The sequence below is a fragment of the Vogesella indigofera genome (genome assembly GCF_003633895.1).
Lineage (GTDB): Bacteria > Pseudomonadota > Gammaproteobacteria > Burkholderiales > Chromobacteriaceae > Vogesella > Vogesella indigofera.
Map to the genome: position 1 here is coordinate 1 of NZ_RBID01000003.1, position 20,553 is coordinate 20,553.

At 63.9% G+C, this 20,553-nt stretch carries 20 protein-coding genes; 3 read left to right on the forward strand and 17 right to left on the reverse strand.

Annotated features, from left to right (window positions below):
* Positions 1-302: 302 nt before the first annotated feature.
* Complete coding sequence (locus C8E02_RS01285; protein ID WP_120809362.1) at positions 303-947, forward strand: pyrimidine 5'-nucleotidase; 645 nt, start codon at positions 303-305, stop codon at positions 945-947.
* Here C8E02_RS01285 and C8E02_RS01290 read toward each other — a convergent pair.
* The 3 genes from C8E02_RS01290 to C8E02_RS01300 all read right to left on the reverse strand — a co-directional run bounded on the left by C8E02_RS01290 (position 925) and on the right by C8E02_RS01300 (position 3,796).
* A complete protein-coding gene (locus tag C8E02_RS01290) occupies positions 925-2,010 on the reverse strand; it encodes a VanZ family protein (protein WP_120809363.1) in 1,086 nt (361 codons plus the stop codon). The two genes, C8E02_RS01285 and C8E02_RS01290, sit on opposite strands and share 23 nt — an antisense overlap.
* A gap of 26 nt (positions 2,011-2,036) precedes the next feature.
* Entirely contained in the window at positions 2,037-3,107 is a 1,071-nt protein-coding gene (locus tag C8E02_RS01295) for a PLP-dependent cysteine synthase family protein (RefSeq protein ID WP_120809364.1), read from the reverse strand.
* 89 nt (positions 3,108-3,196) lie between these two features.
* On the reverse strand, positions 3,197-3,796 hold the full coding sequence (locus tag C8E02_RS01300; RefSeq protein WP_120809365.1) for an OmpW/AlkL family protein: 600 nt from the start codon (positions 3,794-3,796) through the stop codon (positions 3,197-3,199).
* A 147-nt stretch (positions 3,797-3,943) separates the two neighbouring features.
* On the opposite strand from C8E02_RS01300, the gene ubiD reads away from it, so the two are divergent.
* Both ubiD and C8E02_RS01310 read left to right on the forward strand, forming a co-directional pair.
* A complete protein-coding gene (gene ubiD / locus C8E02_RS01305) occupies positions 3,944-5,419 on the forward strand; it encodes a 4-hydroxy-3-polyprenylbenzoate decarboxylase (RefSeq protein WP_047967651.1) in 1,476 nt (491 codons plus the stop codon).
* Between the two features lie 86 nt (positions 5,420-5,505).
* Positions 5,506-5,865, forward strand: a complete 360-nt coding sequence (locus C8E02_RS01310; RefSeq protein ID WP_120809366.1) for a YggL family protein — start codon at positions 5,506-5,508, stop codon at positions 5,863-5,865.
* A gap of 208 nt (positions 5,866-6,073) precedes the next feature.
* Here C8E02_RS01310 and C8E02_RS01315 read toward each other — a convergent pair whose 3' ends face one another.
* The 14 genes from C8E02_RS01315 to C8E02_RS01375 form a co-directional block, all read right to left on the reverse strand.
* Entirely contained in the window at positions 6,074-6,430 is a 357-nt protein-coding gene (locus tag C8E02_RS01315) for a hypothetical protein (RefSeq protein ID WP_147424407.1), read from the reverse strand.
* Between the two features lie 168 nt (positions 6,431-6,598).
* Complete coding sequence (gene aspA / locus C8E02_RS01320; protein WP_120809368.1) at positions 6,599-8,002, reverse strand: aspartate ammonia-lyase; 1,404 nt, start codon at positions 8,000-8,002, stop codon at positions 6,599-6,601.
* A gap of 192 nt (positions 8,003-8,194) precedes the next feature.
* Entirely contained in the window at positions 8,195-9,106 is a 912-nt protein-coding gene (locus tag C8E02_RS01325) for a LysR substrate-binding domain-containing protein (protein WP_120809369.1), read from the reverse strand.
* 114 nt (positions 9,107-9,220) lie between these two features.
* The gene (locus tag C8E02_RS01330; protein WP_047967656.1) at positions 9,221-9,466 is read right to left on the reverse strand and encodes a DUF2164 domain-containing protein; all 246 of its coding nucleotides are present in this window, start codon (positions 9,464-9,466) and stop codon (positions 9,221-9,223) included.
* A gap of 60 nt (positions 9,467-9,526) precedes the next feature.
* Positions 9,527-10,840, reverse strand: coding sequence for a dicarboxylate/amino acid:cation symporter (locus C8E02_RS01335; protein ID WP_120809370.1), 1,314 nt, complete (start codon positions 10,838-10,840; stop codon positions 9,527-9,529).
* Positions 10,841-11,137: 297 nt separating this feature from the next.
* The gene (locus C8E02_RS01340) at positions 11,138-13,030 is read right to left on the reverse strand and encodes a polysaccharide biosynthesis protein (protein WP_120809371.1); all 1,893 of its coding nucleotides are present in this window, start codon (positions 13,028-13,030) and stop codon (positions 11,138-11,140) included.
* Positions 13,031-13,067: 37 nt separating this feature from the next.
* The gene (locus C8E02_RS01345) at positions 13,068-13,850 is read right to left on the reverse strand and encodes a sugar transferase (RefSeq protein ID WP_211329130.1); all 783 of its coding nucleotides are present in this window, start codon (positions 13,848-13,850) and stop codon (positions 13,068-13,070) included.
* Positions 13,850-15,013: a DegT/DnrJ/EryC1/StrS family aminotransferase gene (locus C8E02_RS01350; RefSeq protein WP_120809372.1), complete on the reverse strand. Its 1,164-nt coding sequence runs from the start codon at positions 15,011-15,013 to the stop codon at positions 13,850-13,852. Before C8E02_RS01350 ends, C8E02_RS01345 begins: the two co-directional genes overlap by 1 nt.
* Entirely contained in the window at positions 15,010-15,621 is a 612-nt protein-coding gene (locus tag C8E02_RS17105; RefSeq protein ID WP_147424408.1) for a hypothetical protein, read from the reverse strand. Before C8E02_RS17105 ends, C8E02_RS01350 begins: the two co-directional genes overlap by 4 nt.
* A gap of 154 nt (positions 15,622-15,775) precedes the next feature.
* Complete coding sequence (locus C8E02_RS01355) at positions 15,776-16,816, reverse strand: acyltransferase family protein (protein ID WP_120809373.1); 1,041 nt, start codon at positions 16,814-16,816, stop codon at positions 15,776-15,778.
* 187 nt (positions 16,817-17,003) lie between these two features.
* Entirely contained in the window at positions 17,004-18,233 is a 1,230-nt protein-coding gene (locus C8E02_RS01360) for a glycosyltransferase family 4 protein (protein ID WP_120809374.1), read from the reverse strand.
* Between the two features lie 18 nt (positions 18,234-18,251).
* A complete protein-coding gene (locus C8E02_RS01365) occupies positions 18,252-18,938 on the reverse strand; it encodes a DUF1345 domain-containing protein (RefSeq protein WP_047967662.1) in 687 nt (228 codons plus the stop codon).
* A 27-nt stretch (positions 18,939-18,965) separates the two neighbouring features.
* Positions 18,966-19,403, reverse strand: a complete 438-nt coding sequence (locus C8E02_RS01370) for a hypothetical protein (RefSeq protein ID WP_047967663.1) — start codon at positions 19,401-19,403, stop codon at positions 18,966-18,968.
* Between the two features lie 10 nt (positions 19,404-19,413).
* Positions 19,414-20,523, reverse strand: a complete 1,110-nt coding sequence (locus C8E02_RS01375; protein WP_120809375.1) for a glycosyltransferase family 4 protein — start codon at positions 20,521-20,523, stop codon at positions 19,414-19,416.
* Positions 20,524-20,553 lie beyond the last annotated feature (30 nt).

The following is a 20,553-nucleotide window of genomic DNA, read 5'->3' on the forward strand; positions in this document are numbered from 1 at the left end:
TCGTTTCTCAGAATCTTGACAGTGCAAGTATTTGGCTAAGCCAGACACTTACACCTATCGGTTATTCGTTCTGTTAAAGAGCAGTGCTGCGTCGCGTTTCGTTTGCGGCGTCAGCTGAGGAGGCAAACTATAGCGAAGCCCGCCACCCGCGTCAACACCCGCAAACGGACTTTTCGACACAAAAACCACAAACCATTGATTTCAATAAGCAAGCAGCCTGAACAAAATTGAAAACCCAAGCCGGATTGGCTCTGCTACGCTGGACGCCCGACTCCTTCCAACTACCAAGCTCCCATTAATTCATGCAACGACACTGGCTTTTCGATCTTGATGACACGCTACACCACGCCGGCGCGCAGGTGTTTCCGCTGATTACGCTGAGAATGACCAGTTACATCATGCAACACCTGCAGGTTGACGAAGACGAGGCGCACCGCCTGCGCAAGCTGTACTGGCATCGCTACGGCGCGACTCTCGGCGGCCTGGTCAGACATCACCGTGTCGACGCCGACCATTTTCTGCGCCACACCCACGACATGGACGAACTATTACCCCTGATCGACAGCAGCAATCAGCTACCGCAGTTGCTGAGCCACCTGCCGGGACGCAAGTGGGTGTTTTCCAACGGTCCGCAACACTATGTAGAGGCGCTGATCGAGCACATGCGCATTGGCCATCTATTTGAAGAGGTGTTCGGCATCGAACGCTTCGGCCAGCCCAAGCCGCGGGCGGCCGCGTTTCGGCAGGTGCTGCGTCAAAGTGGGATTGCCGCCGAGCACTGCATCATGGTGGAAGATTCTGCAGCCAACCTGCGCACGGCACGACAGCTGGGCATGCGGACGGTGTGGATCAGCCAGCAGAAGCGCAAGCCGTGCTGGGTCGACTACCGCATCGGCAACCTGAGCCAGTTGCCGCGACTGGCAATTAGTGCCGCCCCTGCTGCCTGAGCGACAGCAGCAGACAGGCAAATGCCGCCAGTGGCCACAAGTCGGCCACCAGGTCGACCAGCGCACTCATGTTCAACAGGTGGCCGTAGCTCCAGCGGAACAGCGACAACACGTCGGACTGCAGACCGGACAGCGGCCAGAACGACACCACCAGCTGTGACAGCAGCAGGCACAGCATGGCGGCCAGGGTTTGCGGCCAACGTTGGCCGCGCGTCACCGCCCACACCAGCAACAGGCCGCCAAGCAGACCCAGCGCAACATTGAGGTTGACCCACTGGAAGAATAATGCCGGCTTTAGCAGCGCACCGGCGGTGACCAGCTTCAGCACGATAACCGTCAGCAGGAAGTAGACGATGGCGCGCAACTGGTACTGGCGCCGGCTCAGGAAGCAGGTCAGGAACAGCAGGCTGCCGGCGAGATTGAGCATCGCGCTGCCGCCTTCGATCAGCATCAGGAATAGCTGCGGATCCTGCAGCGGCGAGACATACGGCTGCGGCAATCCTTCCGGCAACACCACCATGCCGAACAGCGGAATCGCCGGATTCAGCTGCGTCAGGAACCACAATCCGATCAGCAGCAACGCGTAGTCAGCACTGCTGTCGCTGACGAACCAGCGCCGGCGCAAGGCCTTTCCCTGCGCCCAGAAGCGGGAAAACAGCGGAAACGTCGCCAGCGTCGCGCCGCAGGCGGCGCCGCCGACGTTGTACAGCACGTCAAGATTGGAGGCGACGCGCAGCGGCAGGAACTGCTGCAGCGTCTCCACCAGCACGCTGCTGAGGCTGGCCACCACCATCGCCAGCCCCCAGCCCTGCCACTTGCGATGCGGCACCAGCGCCAGGCTGAAGCCGTAGGGAATATAGATCAGCAGGTTGACGGCATTGTCGAAAAAGCGGGTGTAGTACGGCAGCGGGTAGAACAAGAAGTCGAACAACGGCAAACCGGTGTCCTGCCAGCCGCTAAACGGATAGGCACTGAGGAACACAATCAGCGCGGCATTGATCAATGCCGCATGCAGCGCGACATGACTGCGATCGGAAACGTGGGGAACGGGAGCGGAACTCATCGGTATCGTATGGCCAGGCAAGCGGTTCAGGCCTGCGCCTCCGACCAGACGCCATCGTGGAAGAAGCGGCGATAACGGGTCAGCCATGGCGCGATGTCGTAACCATTTTGCGCCAGCCAGGCGGGATCGAAGTAACTGTTGAGATAGCGGTTGCCGTCGTCGCACAGCAACGTGACGATGCTGCCGCTCTGGCCGTTACGCTGCATTTCCGCCGCCAGCTGGCAGACGCCGTAGAAATTGGTGCCGGTGGAGCCGCCGCACTTGCGCCCGAGCACTTCCTCCAGAAAATGCACCGCGGCATAGCTGGCGACGTTCGGCACGCGGATCATGTGATCCACCACCCCGGGAATGAAGGACGGCTCGACACGCGGGCGGCCGATGCCTTCCACCCCGGAGCCGCCGCTACACTGCTGGTCGCGTTGACCACTATAGTAGCTGTCGTAGAACACCGAGTTTTCCGGATCCACCACGCACACCCGCGTCGCCAGGCGCTGGTAGCGCACGTAGCGGCCAAAGGTGGCGCTGGTGCCGCCGGTGCCGGCGCCGCACACGATCCACTCCGGCACCGGATGCGGTTCCAGCGCCATCTGCCGGAAGATGGTATCGGCGATATTGTTGTTGCCGCGCCAGTCGGTGGCGCGCTCGGCGTAGGTGAACTGGTCCATATAGTGGCCGTCCAGCTGCTGCGCCAGTTGCCGCGACACGTCATAGATGGTGGCCGGATCATCTACCAGGTGACAGCGCCCGCCGTAAAACTCGATGGCGCGGATTTTCTCGGCCGAGGTGCTGCGCGGCATCACCGCGATGAACGGCAAGCCCAGCAGACGGGCGAAGTAGGCTTCCGACACTGCGGTACTGCCGCTGGACGCCTCAATGATGCTGGTACCGGCCTTGATCCAGCCGTTGCACAAGCCGTAGAGGAACAGGGAGCGCGCCAGGCGGTGCTTGAGGCTGCCGGTGGGATGGGTGGACTCGTCCTTGAAATAGAGCTGGATGTCGGGCAGCCCCGGCAGCGGCAAGGGAATCAGGTGCGTATCGCTGGAGCGATTGAAGTCTGCCTCGATCTTTTGTACCGCCTGCGCTACCCAGCTGCTCATCACAATCTCCTTGGAATAGACGCATTGTACCCGAGTCATGCAAAAAGGGCGCCGCAGCGCCCTTTTTCATGCCAGCCGCAGCCGGTCGATCAGAACTTCATGCCGATACCGACGCTGGTCACCAGCGGATTGATGTCGAGGGTGCCGACATTGCCGCCAGCAACGGAGGAGTCAACCTTGGTCTTGATCCAGATTTTTTTCATGTCCAGGTTCAGGAACACATCCTTGGTCAGCGGCATGTCGATACCAACCTGCAGTGCTGGACCGAAGCTGTTTTTCTTGATGGACAGGCCGAGACCGGAGTCATCCTTGAAGCCGTAGAAGCGGGTGTAGTTGATACCGGCACCGGCGTACGGACGGAACTGGCCTTCCGGATTGAAGTGGTACTGCAGCGTCAGTGTCGGTGGCAGCACTTTCACGGAGCCGATCTTGGCACCGCCAGCGGTGATGTCGTGCTTGGAAGTACCCAGGATCAGCTCGGCACCAATGTTGTTGGTGAGCATGTAGGTGAAGTCCAGCTCGGGAATGGTGTCATCCTTGACATCAACATTCAGCGCTTGCAGGGTGTCGTTTACCGAAGTTTGCGGATTTACGTTAGCAATACGCAAACGTGCGATGATGTCGCCCTGTGCCGCGAAGGCACCGGCGGACAAGGAAGCCAGAATGGCGGCGATAGCGAATTTTTTCATGGTTATCTCCAAGCAAGTTCTGCGAAAATTCTTCTTGTTCGCCAAAGCACTCTTAATTGACCAGCAACTTGTCGAGCACGGCGAAGACGTGCGGCAAGAATAACCTTGCTCTGAAACAGGGTTTTTGCGTTAGATCATGAAACGATCATGAAATACCACGACCTGCGAGACTTCATTAGCCAACTGGAACGACAGCACGAGCTGAAGCGCATCAGCGTGCCGGTGTCGCCGCACCTGGAGATGACCGAGATCGGTGACCGCGTGCTGAAGGCCGGCGGCCCGGCGCTGCTGTTCGAAACACCTCAACAGGGCGACAAGCGCTACGACATCCCGGTGCTGGCCAATCTGTTCGGCACCCCCAAGCGCGTGGCGATGGGCATGGGCGCCAGCGACGTGATGCAGCTGCGCGAAATCGGCAAGACACTGGCTTATCTGAAAGAACCGGAACCGCCGAAGGGCTTGCGCGACGCGTGGGACAAGCTGCCGCTGTTGAAGCAGGTGCTGTCGATGGCGCCGAAGGAAGTGAAGAAGGCGCCGTGCCAGGACATCGTGTGGGAAGGCGACGACGTGGACCTGGCCCGGCTGCCGATCCAGCACTGCTGGCCCGGCGACGTGGCGCCGCTGATTACCTGGGGCCTGACCGTGACCCGCGGCCCCAACAAGAAACGCCAGAACCTCGGCATCTATCGCCAGCAGGTGATCGGCCGCAACCGCGTGATCATGCGCTGGCTGGCGCACCGCGGCGGCGCGCTGGACTACCGCGAGTTCCGTGCGGCCAACCCTGACAAGCCCTACCCGGTGGCGGTGGTACTCGGCTGCGACCCGGCCACCATCTTGGGCGCGGTGACCCCGGTGCCGGATACGCTGTCGGAATACCAGTTTGCCGGCCTGCTGCGCGGCAGCCGCACCGAGCTGGTGCAGTGCCTCGGCTCCGACCTGCAGGTACCGGCCAGCGCCGAAATCGTGCTGGAAGGCCACATCCACCCCAACGACATGGCAATGGAAGGCCCATACGGCGACCACACCGGCTACTACAACGAGCAGGACAGCTTCCCGGTGTTCACCATCGACCGCATCACCATGCGCGAGAACCCTATCTACCACAGCACCTACACCGGCAAGCCGCCGGACGAGCCGGCCATCCTCGGCGTGGCGCTGAACGAAGTGTTCGTGCCCATCCTGCAGAAGCAGTTTCCGGAGATCGTCGACTTCTACCTGCCGCCGGAAGGCTGCAGCTACCGCATGGCGGTGGTGTCGATCAAGAAGCAGTACCCCGGCCACGCCAAGCGGGTGATGATGGGCTGCTGGAGCTTCCTGCGCCAGTTCATGTACACCAAGTTCATCGTGGTGGTCGACGACGACGTCAACACCCGCGACTGGAAGGAAGTGATCTGGGCGATCACCACGCGCATGGACCCGGTGCGCGACACCACGCTGATCGAGCACACCCCGATCGACTATCTCGACTTCGCCAGCCCGGTGTCCGGTCTCGGCGGCAAGATGGGGCTGGACGCCACCAACAAGCTGCCCGGTGAAACCAGCCGCGAATGGGGCACCCCGATCGTGATGGACGCCGCCACCCGCCAGCGCGTGGACAGCCTGTGGCAGCAACTGGGGCTGTAACGCGCCGCCGCCGCAAATAATTGTGTTACCCCGGGCAGGGCGCGTTATCATCGCGCCCTGTCCGCACTTACCCTGGAGATGTCACCATGATCAATGCCAATTCCCGCCAGCGCCTGAAACGCCTGAAACCCCGCCAGCGCAAGAAGCTGCGCGTTGGTGAGTTCCAGGAACTGGGCTTTACCGTGATTGCCAACCTGAAAGAAGACGCCGCTGCCGGCGCCCACGACGGCCTGCTGGATGCCTGGCTGGACGCGGTCGAGCAGCACGGTGTCAGCTTTGGCGGCCACTTCAGCGATGGCCAGCTGGACGGCATCGTGTTCCCGATCAACGGCGTGGCAGTGACCGCCGAGATGCGCAACGCGCTGAACACCTGGCTGCAGGCGCGCGCCGAAGTCAGCGACGTGGAATGCAGCGAGCTGCTGGACGTGTGGCACAGCGCCTGGTAAGGCTGCGGCCAACCTTGGCACCATGAAAAAAGCCTCCGCATGCGGAGGCTTTTTTCTATGCGCGTCAGAACCTGTTCACGATCTCGTGAGCCAAAGCCAGACAAGGGGAATAGACCAAAAAAGCGCCGTTGATGTTGATATCAATACGCATTTTTTGGCCAATGCCAACGAAGGATCAGCCACTTGGATATCAGGCGTGAGCAGCTTCTCAGGGCGCGGTCAGCCGGCGCCGCGCATACAGCAACAGCCCATCGGCCAGATGCTGGCATAGCCGCGGCACGCGTGATGGCGGGCAAGGTTGGCCGCACAGCGGCGACGGATCGCCGGCCGCCGCCAGCGTCTGGCACAGCGCCAGCTGTTCGTGCTGCCACGCCAGCCAGTCCGCCTCGCCACGGCGTTGCAGGCGCTGATACTGCTGCGGCCACGGCGCACCGGACTGCACGGTGCGCCAACCGAAAAACAGCAACGAATGCCACAGGGCAAAGCTGCTGCGACACTGGCGGCGGCACAAGGCCGGCAACACGGCGTTGACCGCCAACAGCAAGGGTAACAAGGGCTGGGTCATGGGACCTCCTTTTTGTGCAATGCACAAAAGCGGTATAAACCGATTCTGCCGCCTTGCCAAGACACTTCGCCCTGCGGCCTCTCCCTGCCCCCCACTCGAACCGCCACAAAAAAAGGCGTCACCATGCGGAGAACCGCACGACGACGCCCTATAAAGGGACCTACAAACTTACAGCGTGACCCAGCGCGGGCTGGTCAGCGCTTCCGGCTGCAGCAGCTTGTCCAGCTGCTCGCGCGTCAGCAGGCCACGACGCAGCACGATGTCGTAGACACTGCCGCCGCTGGCGTGCGCCTCGGTCGCCACTTCGGTGGCGGCGGCGTAGCCGATGTACGGGTTCAGTGCCGTCACCAGCCCGACGGAACGGTGCACGGTGTCCAGCAGGTAGTCGCGGTTGGCGGTGATGCCGACCACGCAGTTGTCGCGCAGCGTGTCGCAGGCCGCGGCCAGATGGCTGACGCTGCGGAACAGGCTGTAGGCGATCACCGGCTCGAAGGCGTTCAGCTGCAACTGGCCAGCCTCGGCGGCCATGGTGACGGTCATGTCGTTGCCGATCACTTCATACGCGACCTGGGTCACCACTTCCGGGATCACCGGGTTGACCTTGCCCGGCATGATCGAGGAGCCGGCCTGACGGGCAGGCAGGTTAATTTCGCCGAGGCCGGCACGCGGCCCGGACGACAGCAGGCGCAGATCGTTGCAGCTCTTGGACAGCTTCACCGCCACCCGCTTCAGCACGCCGGACAGCTGCACGAAGGCGCCGCAGTCCTGGGTCGCCTCGATCAGGTTCGGGGCGGTCTGCAGCGCGATGCCGGTCAGCGCCGACAGCTTTTCGCACACCAGCGGCGTGTAGTCCGGGTGCGCGGTGATGCCGGTGCCGATGGCGGTGGCGCCGAGGTTGATCTCCAGCATCAGCGCGCTGGCTTCGTACAGCCGCTGCTCGTCCTCGCCCAGCATCACCGCGTAGGTGCGGAATTCCTGACCCAGGGTCATCGGTACCGCGTCCTGCAACTGGGTGCGGCCCATCTTCAGCACGCCGCCGAATTCGTCGGCCTTGTCGTCGAAGGCGTCACGCAGGCGCGCCATCGCCGCCAGCAGGCGCTGCACACCCCAGAACGTCGCCAGCCGCAGCGCGGTCGGGTACACGTCGTTGGTGCTCTGCCCCATGTTGACGTGCTCGTTGGGGTGCAGGTACTGGTACTCGCCCTTGCCGTGGCCGAGGATCTCCAGCGCGCGGTTGGCGATCACCTCGTTGGCGTTCATGTTGGTGGAGGTGCCGGCACCGCCCTGGATCACGTCGACCACGAACTGCTCGTGCAGCTTGCCTCCGCGGATTTCCTCGCACGCCAGCACGATTGCGTCCTTGTGCACGGTGCCGAGCAGGCCGAGCTGGTGGTTGGCCTGCGCCGCCGCCTGCTTGATCACCGCCAGCGCGCGGATCAGGTCGCCGTAACCGGCGATGGTCTGGCCGGTAATCGGGAAGTTCTCGATGGCGCGCAGGGTATGCACACCCCAGTAAACGTGGGCAGGGACCTCGCGGTCGCCGAGCAGATCGTGTTCAAGACGGGTCGACATGGTGGTGTTCTTGTGTGGGGAAGGATGGCCGCCACTGTAGCGCCGCCATGACAGCCCCGACCAATTCCGAATGGCGATGGGATGATGCAGGATTTGCATGATCGTCGATCATGCAGTCAATGCGAGGTCAAAAGACAATAAAATTCGGTCAATCTCGTTGCAAGGTTGGCCGCGATAGTGGATTGTGCCGCGCTACACCGCCGGATAGCGCGCCGCCAGCTGCTGCCACAGCGCATCCAGCGCCGGCAGTTCGCGTCGCGCATCGCGGTAGACGCGGATCTCCATCGGCAGCGTCCACTGCTCGCCGCCGGCGGCACACAACTGGCCGGCCGCCAGCTCGCGCTGCACCGCGCTGTGCGGCAGGAAGGCGACGCCGTGCCCTTCCAGCACCATCGCCTTCAGCCCCTCGGCCATGTCGGTCTCGAAGCACTGCCGCAGCGCGCACACCGCCGGTGCCCGCTCCAGGATCAGGTCGGTCATGCGCCGGAAGTAGGCGTTCGGGCCGTAGCCGAGGAAGGGCAGCGGCGCGGCGCTGCTGCCGGGCAGCTGCCACTGCGACTGGCCGTCGGGCATGGCGCGCGCGAACGGCCCCAGCGTCTCGCTGCCCAGGCGCAGGCCGGGATAGCGGCCGGCGCTCAGCTCCACCGGATGGCGCGGATGGTGGTAACACAGCAGCAGGTCGGCATTGCCTTCCACCAGCGCCACCACCGCGTCGTGCACGTTGTGCGCCAGCAGGCGCCACGACACCTCGCCCAGCGCCGTGCGCTCGTCCGCCAGCCAGCGCGGCACGAAGCCGAACGACAGCGTGTGCGGCACCGCCAGCGTCAACGTGGTGCCGTCCGCCGCGTGCAGGCCGCGCAGCAGGGTGCGGGTGCTGGACAGCTCGCCGACCAGTTGCCGCGCCTTGTCCAGCAGCAGCTCGCCGGCCGGCGTCAGCCGTGTCGGCCAGGTGGTGCGATCGATCAGGTCGGCGCCCAACCACTGCTCCAGCGCCTTGATGCGGCGCGAGAACGCCGGTTGCGTCAGGTGGCGCAATTCGGCGGAGCGGGTAAAGCTGCCGGTCTCGGCCAATACCAGAAAGTCTTCCAGCCAGCGGGTTTCCATAGCACACCTCCTGCAATGGCCAGCAGCGTAAACGCTCTGCCGGCCGCACGCAAAAAAGGTTGGCCGCATGAGTGATCATGCGGCCAACCTTTTTCATGACATCAACGGGCGCCTTCAGTCGCGCTCCAGCTCCCACAGTGCAGACTGCAGCGACTCCATGCGCGCATCCAGCGCGCTGCGGGCGTCGGCCAGTGCACGGTTGTAGATCGCCGGGCCGATGCGCCCGGCAACAAACAGCAGCAGCGACTGCGCGTCGAACGTGCCCAGTTCCACCCCGAACTCGCTATCCAGCTGGCGCTGCAGTGCGGGGGCCAGCTCGGCAAGCTGGGCGGGACTGAGAAAACGTTCGTCGCGACTCATGGCAAGACTCCGGAATGACAGGCTGCCGCCGGGCGGCGGCAGCGCAAAACGCGCAGTCTATCAGCCCTGCTTGGCCAGTGCCGGTTGCAGCTCGACGTCACGGCCCTGCGGCTCGATGTCATCATCGTCATCCAGTTGCGGCAGCGCGGCAGTCAGTTCCTTCTCGGTCTTGGCTACCACGCTGGCGGCGATGGCGTTACCCAGCACGTTGGTGGCGGAGCGGCCCATGTCCAGGAAGTGGTCGACGCCCAGCAGCAGCAGCAGGCCGGCTTCCGGAATGTTGAACTGTGCCAGGGTGGCGGCGATCACCACCAGCGACGCGCGCGGCACGCCGGCCATGCCCTTGGACGTCACCATCAGGATCAGCAGCATGGTGATTTCCTGCGACAGCGTCAGGTCGATACCGTAGGCCTGGGCGATGAAGATGGTCGCAAAGGTGCAGTACATCATCGAGCCGTCGAGGTTGAACGAGTAACCCATCGGCAGCACGAAGCTGGCGATGCGGTCGGAGCAGCCGAAGCGCTTCAGGCGATCCAGGGTCTTCGGATAAGCAGCCTCGGAGCTGGCGGTGGAGAAGGCCAGCAGTGCCGGCTCGCGCACCGCGCGCAGCAGCTCGATGACGCGGCCCTTCAGGAAGATCGCCCCCATGGCCAGCAGCGCCAGCCACAACAGGCTCAGCGACATGTAGAACTGGGCCATGAAACTGCCGTAGGTGGACAGGATGCCCAGGCCCTCTTTCGCCACCATGCCGGCGATTGCGGCAAACACCGCGAACGGCGCGAAGTTCATCACGTAGCCGGTGACCTTCAGCATGATGTGGGCCACCGCGTCGATGGCGTCGATCAGGCCCTTGGCCTTGTCGCCGATGGCGGCGGCACCGGTACCGAAGAACAGCGAGAACACCACGATGGCGAGGATCTCGTTCTTGGCCAGCGCGTCGAACACGCTCTTCGGAATCAGGTGGCCGATGAAGTCCTTCAGTGTCAGCGCGCCCTTCTCGATGCCGGAGCTGGCGGTAATGTCCGGCAGCGGCAGGCTGAGGCCGACACCCGGCTTCAGCAGGTTGACCATCACCAGGCCCAGCATCAGGGATACCAGCGAGGCGGTCACGAACCAGCCCATCGCCTTGGCGCCGATGCGGCCAACGGTAGCGGAGTCGCCCATGCGTGCAATGCCGACCACCAGGGTGGAGAACACCAGCGGCGCGATGATCATCTTGATCAGACGCAGGAAGACGTCGGTCAGGATGGACAGATTGTCGGCAAAGGATTTGATGGCTTCCGGGCTGCCGGCCATCTCGCGCCAGGCATAACCGGTGATGATGCCCAGAACCATTGCGGCCAGGATCATCGTTGTCAGTCGATTCAGTTTCACGGGGACTCCATGCATATGAGGGTCAATAACACTTTCGTGGTTCCGGCCAGGCCGGCGTACGGCATCTGGCGTGCCGTTTTCTATTGGCAGCCCCTACAGCACAGACCGTGCCAGCCTTCACCACGATCAAACCATTGATTTACAAGGAATACTCTCGTCATGAGCGGCCATCAAAACGGCAGACCGAATACCCACCCGATCTGCATCCGGATTTCCGAACGCCCTGCCCCCGCCGCACGGCCATAAAAAAACCGCCCGTCATGGCTGGCATGACGGGCGGTGTGGGACGTGGCGGCTTCAGTCGCCGCTGCTGCTGGCCTGTGCCACCCAGTCGGCGGTGTGCGCCGCCGCCTTGAATTCGTGCACCACCTGTTGCAGCTCGCTAAAGGCGCGCGGCGCGTCCAGCGCGGCGCAGGCCTCGCGCAAGGCCGCCAGATGGCCGGCAAGCTGCGCCGGCGGCAGGTGGTACTCCTGCGCGCGCATGATGCGCGGATGGTCGGTGGCCAGCACGCCGTCGCCGATCAGCAGCTCCTCGTACAGCTTCTCGCCCGGACGCAGCCCGGTGCAGCGGATCTCGATGTCACCGTGCGGATGGTAGTCGTCGCGCACCTCCAGCCCGGAGAGGTGGATCATGCGCCGCGCGAGGTCAATGATCTTCACCGGCTCGCCCATGTCCAGCACGAACACGTCGCCACCCTCGCCCATCGCGCCAGCCTGGATCACCAGCTGCGCCGCCTCGGGGATGGTCATGAAGTAGCGGGTGATGTCCGGATGCGTCAGCGTCACCGGCCCGCCTGCCGCGATCTGCTGCTTGAACAGCGGCACCACCGAGCCGGAGCTGCCCAGCACGTTGCCGAAGCGCACCATCACGAAACGGGTGCGGCTGCCGGCGGCGTGGCGCGCCTGCAAGGTCAGCTCCGCCAGGCGCTTGCTGGCGCCCATCACGTTGGTTGGCCGCACGGCTTTATCGGTGGAAATCAGCACGAAGGTGGCGACACCGGCATCCTGTGCCGCCTGCGCGCAGCTGTCGGTACCAAAGGCGTTGTTGACGATGCCGGCCACCGGATTGTGTTCCACCATCGGCACGTGTTTATAAGCCGCCGCGTGGTACACCGTCTCCACCGCGAACGCCTGCAGCACCGAACTCAGCCGTGCCGTATCGGTGACGCTGCCCAGCACCGGCGTGCGCGCCACCGCCGGCGCCAGCCGCGCCAGCTCCTGGTCGATCGCGTACAGCGCGTATTCACTCAGCTCGAACAGCACGATGCGCGCCGGCCGGTTTTTCACGATCTGGCGGCACAGCTCGGCGCCGATGGAGCCGCCGGCGCCGGTGACCATCACCACCTTGCCGCGGATATTGGCGGCCAACAGTTCCGGCTGCGGCGGCACCTGGTCGCGGCCGAGCACGTCGTCGATCTCCACCTCGCGCAGCTCTTCCACCCGCACCTCGCCGGACACCAGATCGGCCATCCCCGGCAGGCGCTTGATCGGCACGTGCAGCGTTTCCAGCTGCTCCAGGATCTGGCGGTGGCGGCCGCGGCTGGCCGACGGCATCGCCAGCAGGATCGCCTCCGCGCCGCTGTCCTGCAGCAGCTGCGGCAGGGTCAGCGGATCGTGCACCGTCAGGCCGCGGAAGGTGCGGCGCCACAGCTGCGGGTTGTCATCGACAAAGGCCAGCGGCCGGTATTCGCGGCCCTCCTGTAGCGCCGCCATCAGCTGCAGGCCGGCACGGCCGGCGCCGTAGATGATCACCGGCCGCCGCGGCGCGTCCAGCGCGTCGATGCGACGCACGATGCCGCGCAGGAAAAAGCGGCTGCCGCCGATATAGGCCATCGCGAATACCCAGAAGATCACGATCGCGGTGCGCGGGAACGGCGCGATGCCAGCCATCAGGATCACCGCCATCAGCAGCAGCACCGACAGCGACACGCCGACGAACACGGTGTACACGATGCGGTCATCCAGAAACTTCAGCACCGCGCGGTACAGGCCCAGCTTGATGAAGATGGGCAGCACCCACAGCGGCGGCACCGCGAAGATCCACAGGTACGGGTCCAGCTTCGGGTCCCAGTTGCCGCCCAGGCGCAGCAGCACCGCGCTCCACAGCGCCAGCGGCAGCAGCAGCGCATCCAGCAGCATCAACAGCGCCATCTTGTGGTGGCGCGAGAAGGACAGCAGTTTTTCCAGCATGTTGTTCCCAAGGTTGGCCGCAGACAGGGCCGCAAGCCTAGCGCGACACGATCTTCAGCAAGGTGGCCAGGATGATCTGCACATCGCCCCACAGCGTGTAGCTGCGCGCGTATTGCAGGTAGTAATCCAGCTTCTGCGGCAGGATCGATTCGATATACATCTTTTCCGCATCCGCCGCTTTGCCGAGCAGCTCGTTCTCGTCGATCATGCGGATCGACGCCCAGTCGGTAATGCCGGGGCGCACCGACAGCACGACCTCCTTCACCCGCGCCGGATAAAGCGCCACGTACTTCGGCACCTCCGGGCGTGGCCCGACCAGGCTCATGTCGCCGAACAGCACGTCCAAGAGCTGCGGCAGCTCGTCCAGCTTGGTCTTGCGCAGCAGGCGCCCGGCGCGGGTGACGCGGGCGTCGGCGCCCACCGTCAGCTGGCCGGCGGCTTCGGCATTGATCTGCATGGTGCGGAACTTGTGGATGCGGAACAGCTGGCCGCCGCGGCCTACCCGCACCTGGCGGAAGAACACCGGGCCCGGCGAATCCAGCTTCACCCACAACGCGATGGCCAGCAGCAGCGGCCAGATCAGCCACAGCCCGGCCAGCACCGCCGTCAGGTCGAACAGCCGCTTGACGATCGGCGAGCCGTGGGTAGCGGCCAAGGTTGGCCGCAGATTATCCGGTAGCCCAAAGCTGCTGCGCGACTCGTCTGCGGCGTTGGCCGATGCTCGCGCGGTACCGTCCGTACTCTCTCGGTCGCTGCGCGCCGCCCGCCCTGCCTCCGCGCCGCTCGCGACGCCTTGCTTGTTTTCTGGCTTGTCGCTCATCACTTGCCCAGCACTTCGCGCACCGCGGCGATCACGCGGCGCTGGTCGTCGTCCGTCATGCGCGTGTACAGCGGCAGCGTCACCTCGGCCTCGAACGCCGCGTCGGCCACCGGGAAGTCCTCGCGCTTCAGGCCGTAACCATCGCGCCACACCGGCTGGCGATGCAGCGGGATGAAGTGTACCGAGCAGCCGATGCCCAGCTCCGCCATGCGCACGATGAAGTCGTCGCGGCTGATGCCGGCTTCCGGCTTCAGGCGTACCGGGTACAAATGCCAGGCGTGGTTGCTACCGGCGTCCACCGGACGCACCGGCAGGATCAGCGGCAGGTCGGCCAGCGCCTCATCGTAGCGTGCGGCCAAGGTTTCGCGTTTGGCCAGGAAGGCGTTGATCTTCTTCAGCTGGTGGATGCCCATCGCCGCGGCGGTGTCCGGCATGTTGTACTTGTAGCCGGGCGCGACCACCTCGTAATACCAGGCCGGCGTCTTGGAAGTGTAGCGGTCGAAGGCGTCGCGACTGATGCCGTGCAGGCGCATCACCTTGCAGCGCGCGATGATGTCCTTGTTCTTGGACACCACCATGCCGCCCTCGCCGGTGGTCATGGTCTTGTTGGCGTAGAAGCTGAACACGGTGACATCGGAATCCAGCGTGCCGATCAGCTTGCCCTTGTAGTACGTCGGCATCGCGTGGGCGGCGTCCTCGACGATCTTCAGCTTGTGCTCGCGGGCAATGGCGATGATGGCGTCCATGTCGCAGGCGAGACCAGCGAAATGCACCGGCATGATCGCCTTGGTCTTCGGCGTGATCGCGGCGCGGATCGCCTCCGGACGGATGTTGAAGGTCGCCGCATCGACATCGACACACACCGGATGCGCGCCGAGATAGCGCACCACCTCGGCGGTGGCGGTAAAGGTGTAGCTGGGCACGATCACCTCGTCGCCCGGGCCGATACCGACCGCCTCCAGCGCCAGATGCAGGCCGGCGGTGGCGGAGTTGACGGCAATCGCTTCCACGCCGTCACCGATAAACGCCGCAAAATCGGCCTCGAACTGCTTGGTCTTGGGGCCGGTGGTCACCCAGCCGGAACGCAGCGCATCGACCACTTCGTTGATTTCGTCTTCGCCGATGTCGGGCAGGGCGAAGGGGAGGAATTTTTGTTCAGTCATTTTCTCAATTCTTTCAATGCTCTATTTATTTCTTTCACACCATCACACAGAACAGAGCCAAGGTAATCCATATATTCGGAATTTACTTCCCTCGCCTCATCCGGACTTAATCCAAAAGATTTAGCACACCTACTATTAAATTCACATATCAAATTAACAGGATTGATAGATTTAAAATCATGTTTATCAATTAATTCAAATCCATCAACCTGATTCCAACACCACGTGTAAGCATGTCTAGCCGCAATAAAGGCATCACGCTCATCCTCATAATCCAACGGTGTGTGACGAATTAAATTCTTTTCAGAAAATTTTTTATCAACATAATTAAACCATGACATGCAAAATGCACGAAGTTCACCTCTAAGAGTAACTAGTGCTTCAACTTCCTCTGCATATTTTAATTGATCTTTCCACTGCCTTGCCACATACAGCCCAAGAAATAGCGTAAGAATTGCAGCGATAGCCGACACCAAACTTGCTGCGTCACCAATTTTCCCCATTGAGAACGGCAAGATAAATTCTCTGAATACTTGAAAAAACACCCCTAAAGAAAACCCACCAAGCAGGAGAATGGTATATAAAATTATTTCTCTAATATTTTTCATGTGCACTCACTCTGTATTCTCTACACTTAGCACCAAAACTCCATCTCACAGATTGGGTTGAGCCTGCGAAGCCCAACCTACCCCACTGCGGCCAACCTTGCCGGGTTACGCTGCGCTAAGCCGATCTACCTCAAAACCTGAAACCTTGGCCGCGTCACTTCAATTTGTCCGCCAGCCGCTTGCCGATCTTCTGCGTCGGCAACTCGACAAGGCGGTTGATCGCCAGCGCCAGATACCAAGTCGCCGCCAGCGCCAGCAGCACCATCAGCCACCACGGGGTGCCGTATTGTGCCAGCGCGAACAGGATGGCGTAACCGGCTACCGAGTGGCACACGTACCAGGCGTAGCTGACACCCGCCACCCGCACCAGCAACGGCGCCGCCACCAGCCGTGGCCACAGCGCGCCGGCGACGAACAGCGCCACGCCGATGCCGTAGCTGGCGTACAGCTCGGCGCTGTGCCAGTTGGTCACCCACACGAACAGGCCCAGCATGGCGAGGAAGTGCAGCACGGTTTCCCATTTGCCGGCCTGCCCGGTCTGGTAGAAGTACAGCCAGCAGCCGGCAAACATCAGCGGAAAGTAGCAGACGATGGTCTGGAAAGGGTTGGGCGCGGCAAAGCGGCACAGCCAGCCGATCAGCGGCAATAGCAGCCAGATCGCCCACTTGATGCGCCGCCCGGTCAGCGCGAACGCCGCGCTGAGCATGGCGTAGAACCACAGCTCCACCTTCAGCGTCCACATCACCGGGTCGATGTTGCGACCGCCCAGCCAGTCCTGGAATGCGATGCTGGCGTGGCCCAGCACATCGGCGCGGGTCACGTCGAACTCGCCGCCGGGTAGCCAGGACGCCAGCCACAGCGCGGCAACGCTCAGCGCCAGCCCGGCCCAATAGGTGGGGTAGATGCGGAACACGCGCGACACCGCGAAGCGCGCCGCGCCCATGCGGGTCAGCGACAGCGGGATCAGCAAGCCGGAGATCAGCAGGAACAGCCCCACCCCCACCGCGCCGAGGTTGAACGGCAGCACGAAGGAAGCGCCGTGGTAGCCGTCCAGCGGCGGCAGGTGCATCACCTCGCCGATGCGGTCGCGGCGTTGCCAGAAGATCTGCGTGTAGTGGAACAGCACCACGGCCAGCATGGCCAGCCCTCGCAGGCCGTCGGCAAAATCGAAGCGGATGTGTTGTTGCTGGCTCATGCTGTGCTCATTGTCAAAAGGTTGGCCGCAAGCCTTGCCGGTTTCGAATCCCCGGATGCGCCGGTGGCATATCCGGGCGACGGCACTGGTTCATGCCTGTCCTGATGTGATGCGGCCAACCTTGGCCGCGACCTTAACGGGTGCATATCCCCGGATGCGCTGCGCTTTTCCGGGCTACAGGCGGTTTTCAGCGGAGGCCCTGCAAAAAGCGTCTGGCCAGCACCGCGTAGTCGTGCTTCGCCAGCACGTAAGCCTTGCCGGCGGCGCCCATGCGGCCGCGCTGGTTCGGCGTCAGCGCCGCCAGTCGTTGCAGGCCGTCGGCGATCGCCGCCGCGTCTTCCGCCGCCACGCTGATGCCGGCACCGGCATCCAGCACCATGTCGTTGCCGGCCTCCACCGAATGCAGCACCGGCTTGGCCGCCATCAGGTAGTCGAACAGCTTGTTGGGGTTGATGCCGAAGCGGTAGATCGGCAGCTTGCGCCAGCCGATGTACAGCGCGTCGCACTCGGCCAGAAACGCCGGCACCGCACGCTTGGCAATCGACGGCAGGAAGCTGACATTCTGCAGCCCCAGTGCCTGCGCCTGGCTGACCAGTGCTGCCTTGTCCGGGCCGTCGCCGACCAGCACGATGTGCACGCCGCTCTCCTGCGGCAGCTGGCTGGCCGCCTGCAGCAGGAAGTCCAGCGCGTTGGCCAGGCCGTGGCCGCCGGCATAGCCGACGATGAAGCGCTTGTCGGCTTTCAGCTGCGCCAGCTGCTGGTGGTGCTCGGCCGGCAGCGGCTCGCTGGCGCCCTGCCACTCGGCGACGTCCACGCCGTTGGGAATCACCACGTATTTTTCCGGCGCCATGCCGTGCGCCAGCATGTAGTCGCGGGCGCAGGGCAGCATCGACACCACGGTGTCGGCCTTGCGGTAGCCGAAGTCTTCCGCCCACTGCAGCAGGCGGATGAACGGGTGCTTCGGGCTCATGCCGCCCACCTCCACCGGTGTCAGCGGCCACAGGTCGTGCACCTCGTACACCAGCCTGGCGCCGGTCTTGCCGGCGATGAACGCCGCCGGCACGGTATCCAGCGGGTAGGTGGACGAGGCGATCACCACGTCCGGCCGCCATTGTTTGAAATAGCGCCCGGACAGGCCCATCACCCGGCCGAGGAAGCGGAAGATGTTGAGCACCCGCTTCAGGCCGTTGCCTTCGTAGCTGGGCGTCTTGCACCAGGTGTAGCGGATGCCGTCGATGTCCTCGTCGGCGTAGTTGGCCGCCAGCGTCGGGTTGTGCTGGCGCAGGTGCGAGTAGTCCGCCGCCACGATGTGGACTTCGTGCCCGGCCTTCACCCATTCACGGGCCAGGTAGTAGGGGCGGAATTCCATGCCGTGCCGCGGGCTGCCGGCGTAGTGATTGATGTAGAGAATGCGCACGTTATCGGGTCTGTTCGGTTAAGGGGTCAGCGACATCAGCCCGGCGGCGATGTTGATCATCAGCGCCAGCACCGTGGTGTTGAAGGCAAACGACAGCATGCAGTGCAGGGTGCCGATGCGGCGCATCGCGCGCGAGCTGAGCGCGACATCCGCGGTCTGCGCCGAGGTGCCGATCACCACGGAAAAGTAGAAAAAATCGCTGTAATTCGGGGTTTCCTGGCCGGGAAAATCCAGCCCCGGCGGCTGGCGACGGTGCCGCGCCAGAAAATAGCTGTGCGCGTAGTGCAGCGCGAACATGGTCTGCGTGAACAGCCACGAGGTGACGATGGTCAGCCCGCTCAGCGCGATATGGCCGAGGCGCTGCACGCCGCCCAGCGGCCGCGCCAGCGACAGCTCGACCACGATCGCCAGCAGGCACACCAGCGCCGACAGCACCACCAGCAGCAGCAGCACGTGGCGGCCCTCGTCCTGCACCTGCGCGTGGCGGTGGATCTTGTCGTCGTCGCTCTGTCGCATCATGTGCGCGGCCAGCAGCAGGTAGAGGCAGGCGCCGCCGTTCCAGCCGACCAGAAAGGCGGTCAGCGGCGGCATCGGGCTGAACCACGGCGCCAGCCGCGCCAGCAGCACGCCAAACAGGATGGCAACCAGCAGGCGCGGATGGGCACGCAGCAGACGCAGCGGCAGGCTGGTATGGGGTCGGTTCATCGCAGGCTCCCGCTCAGGCACGACGGTTCACGGTTCCAGCCCGGCGCCGCGCTGCATGCGCTTCCAGTCGTTGCGGGCAAACCACACCCCCAGTATCGACCAGATCATGCCGTCGCTCATCAGCCGTTCCGAGGTCGGGATCGCGCCGCTGTAGGCCCAGTTCATGCCCACCATCAGGCAGGCCAGCGCCATGCCCTTGCTGGCGAGGCCATAGGCGAACAAAAAGCGCAGCTGGCCGCCGGCGGCGACACGGCGCCAGCGCGCGTAGTCGTTGTCGCGCAGCTTCGCGAACCAGGCGTTGCTGCGCAGCTGCCAGATCGCGTACACCATCGCCACCACCAGGTGGGTGGCGACATTGCCCAGCGTCAGCGGCATGTCGTACAGCCCCCAGTGCAGCAGGGTAAACAGCAGGCCCAGCGGCAGCGACACCAGCAGCAGGGTTTGCGGGGCGGTTTGCCAGTTCATGTCGTCTCCTTCATGTCGTCACCTGCAGCTGGCGGTACAGCGCCAGCAGTTTGTCGGCCTCGGCGGCCCAGCTGTATTTGGCCAGCACCGCACGCTTGCCGGCCTCGCCCATCGCCTGCGCGCGCGCGTCGTCGGCCAGCAGCGTGGCGATGGCGTCGGCGATGGCGCGCGGGTCCTGCGGATCGACCAGCAGGCCGCAGCCGGCATCCTCGACGATGCCGCGCCACAGCGGGAAATCGCTGGCGATCACCGGCATGCCGGCGGCCATGTACTCGAACAGCTTGATCGGCAGCGACTCGACGTAGCTGGGCGTCGGCAGCAGCGTCACCAGCCCGATCTTGCTGGCGGCCAGCACCTCGGCCACGCCGGCACGGTCCAGCACGCCCAGATCGTTGACGCGGCTCCAGCCGGCCTCGCGCTGCAAGGCGGCCTTCAGGTCCGGTTCGCTCCAGATGCCGGCGAGATTCAGCCGGGTATCGGAATCCGGCAGCGCGGCGATGATCGGCTCGATGCCGCGGGTACGGCTGATGCCGCCCAGGTAGCAGGCCTCGTTGCGACGACTGCTCCACGGCGTGTCGCGCACCAGCTCGGCCAGGATCGGGTAGTTGCAGACGTCGATGCTACGGCGCGCACCAGCGCGCGCGAAGCGCTCGCGGATCACCGGCGTGGCGGCGACGATGGCGTCGAAACGGCGCGCGGCGTAGTCCTCCAGCGTTTCCACCCCGCGCGACACCCACGGCCGCGCCATGCCCGGTATCCAGTGCTTGGCCAGCACCTGGCGCGGCACGTCCTCGTGCACGTCGTAGACGATGCGGATGCCTGCCTGCTGCAGGCGCAGCGCGGCAGGGATCAGCTCCGGGTCGTGGAAGTGCGCGACGTCCGGCATCAGCGCCAGCGCCTTGTCGTACACCCGCTTCACCGTGCCGGTCATGCGCGACAGGCGACCGCCGGATTTGGCGCCGACGTCGTGCAGGCGCACGTCGCGGTTGATCTCGTCGCCCAGCCCGTCGGCGACGATCAGGTGCACCTCGTGCCCGGCGGCGGCCAGCGTGGCGCACTCCTTCACGAAGATGCGGATGTCGTGGCGCGGGTGGGCGCTGCTGAGATGGGCAATTTTCATTTTCTTACCATCATGACTGGTAGCGTTACC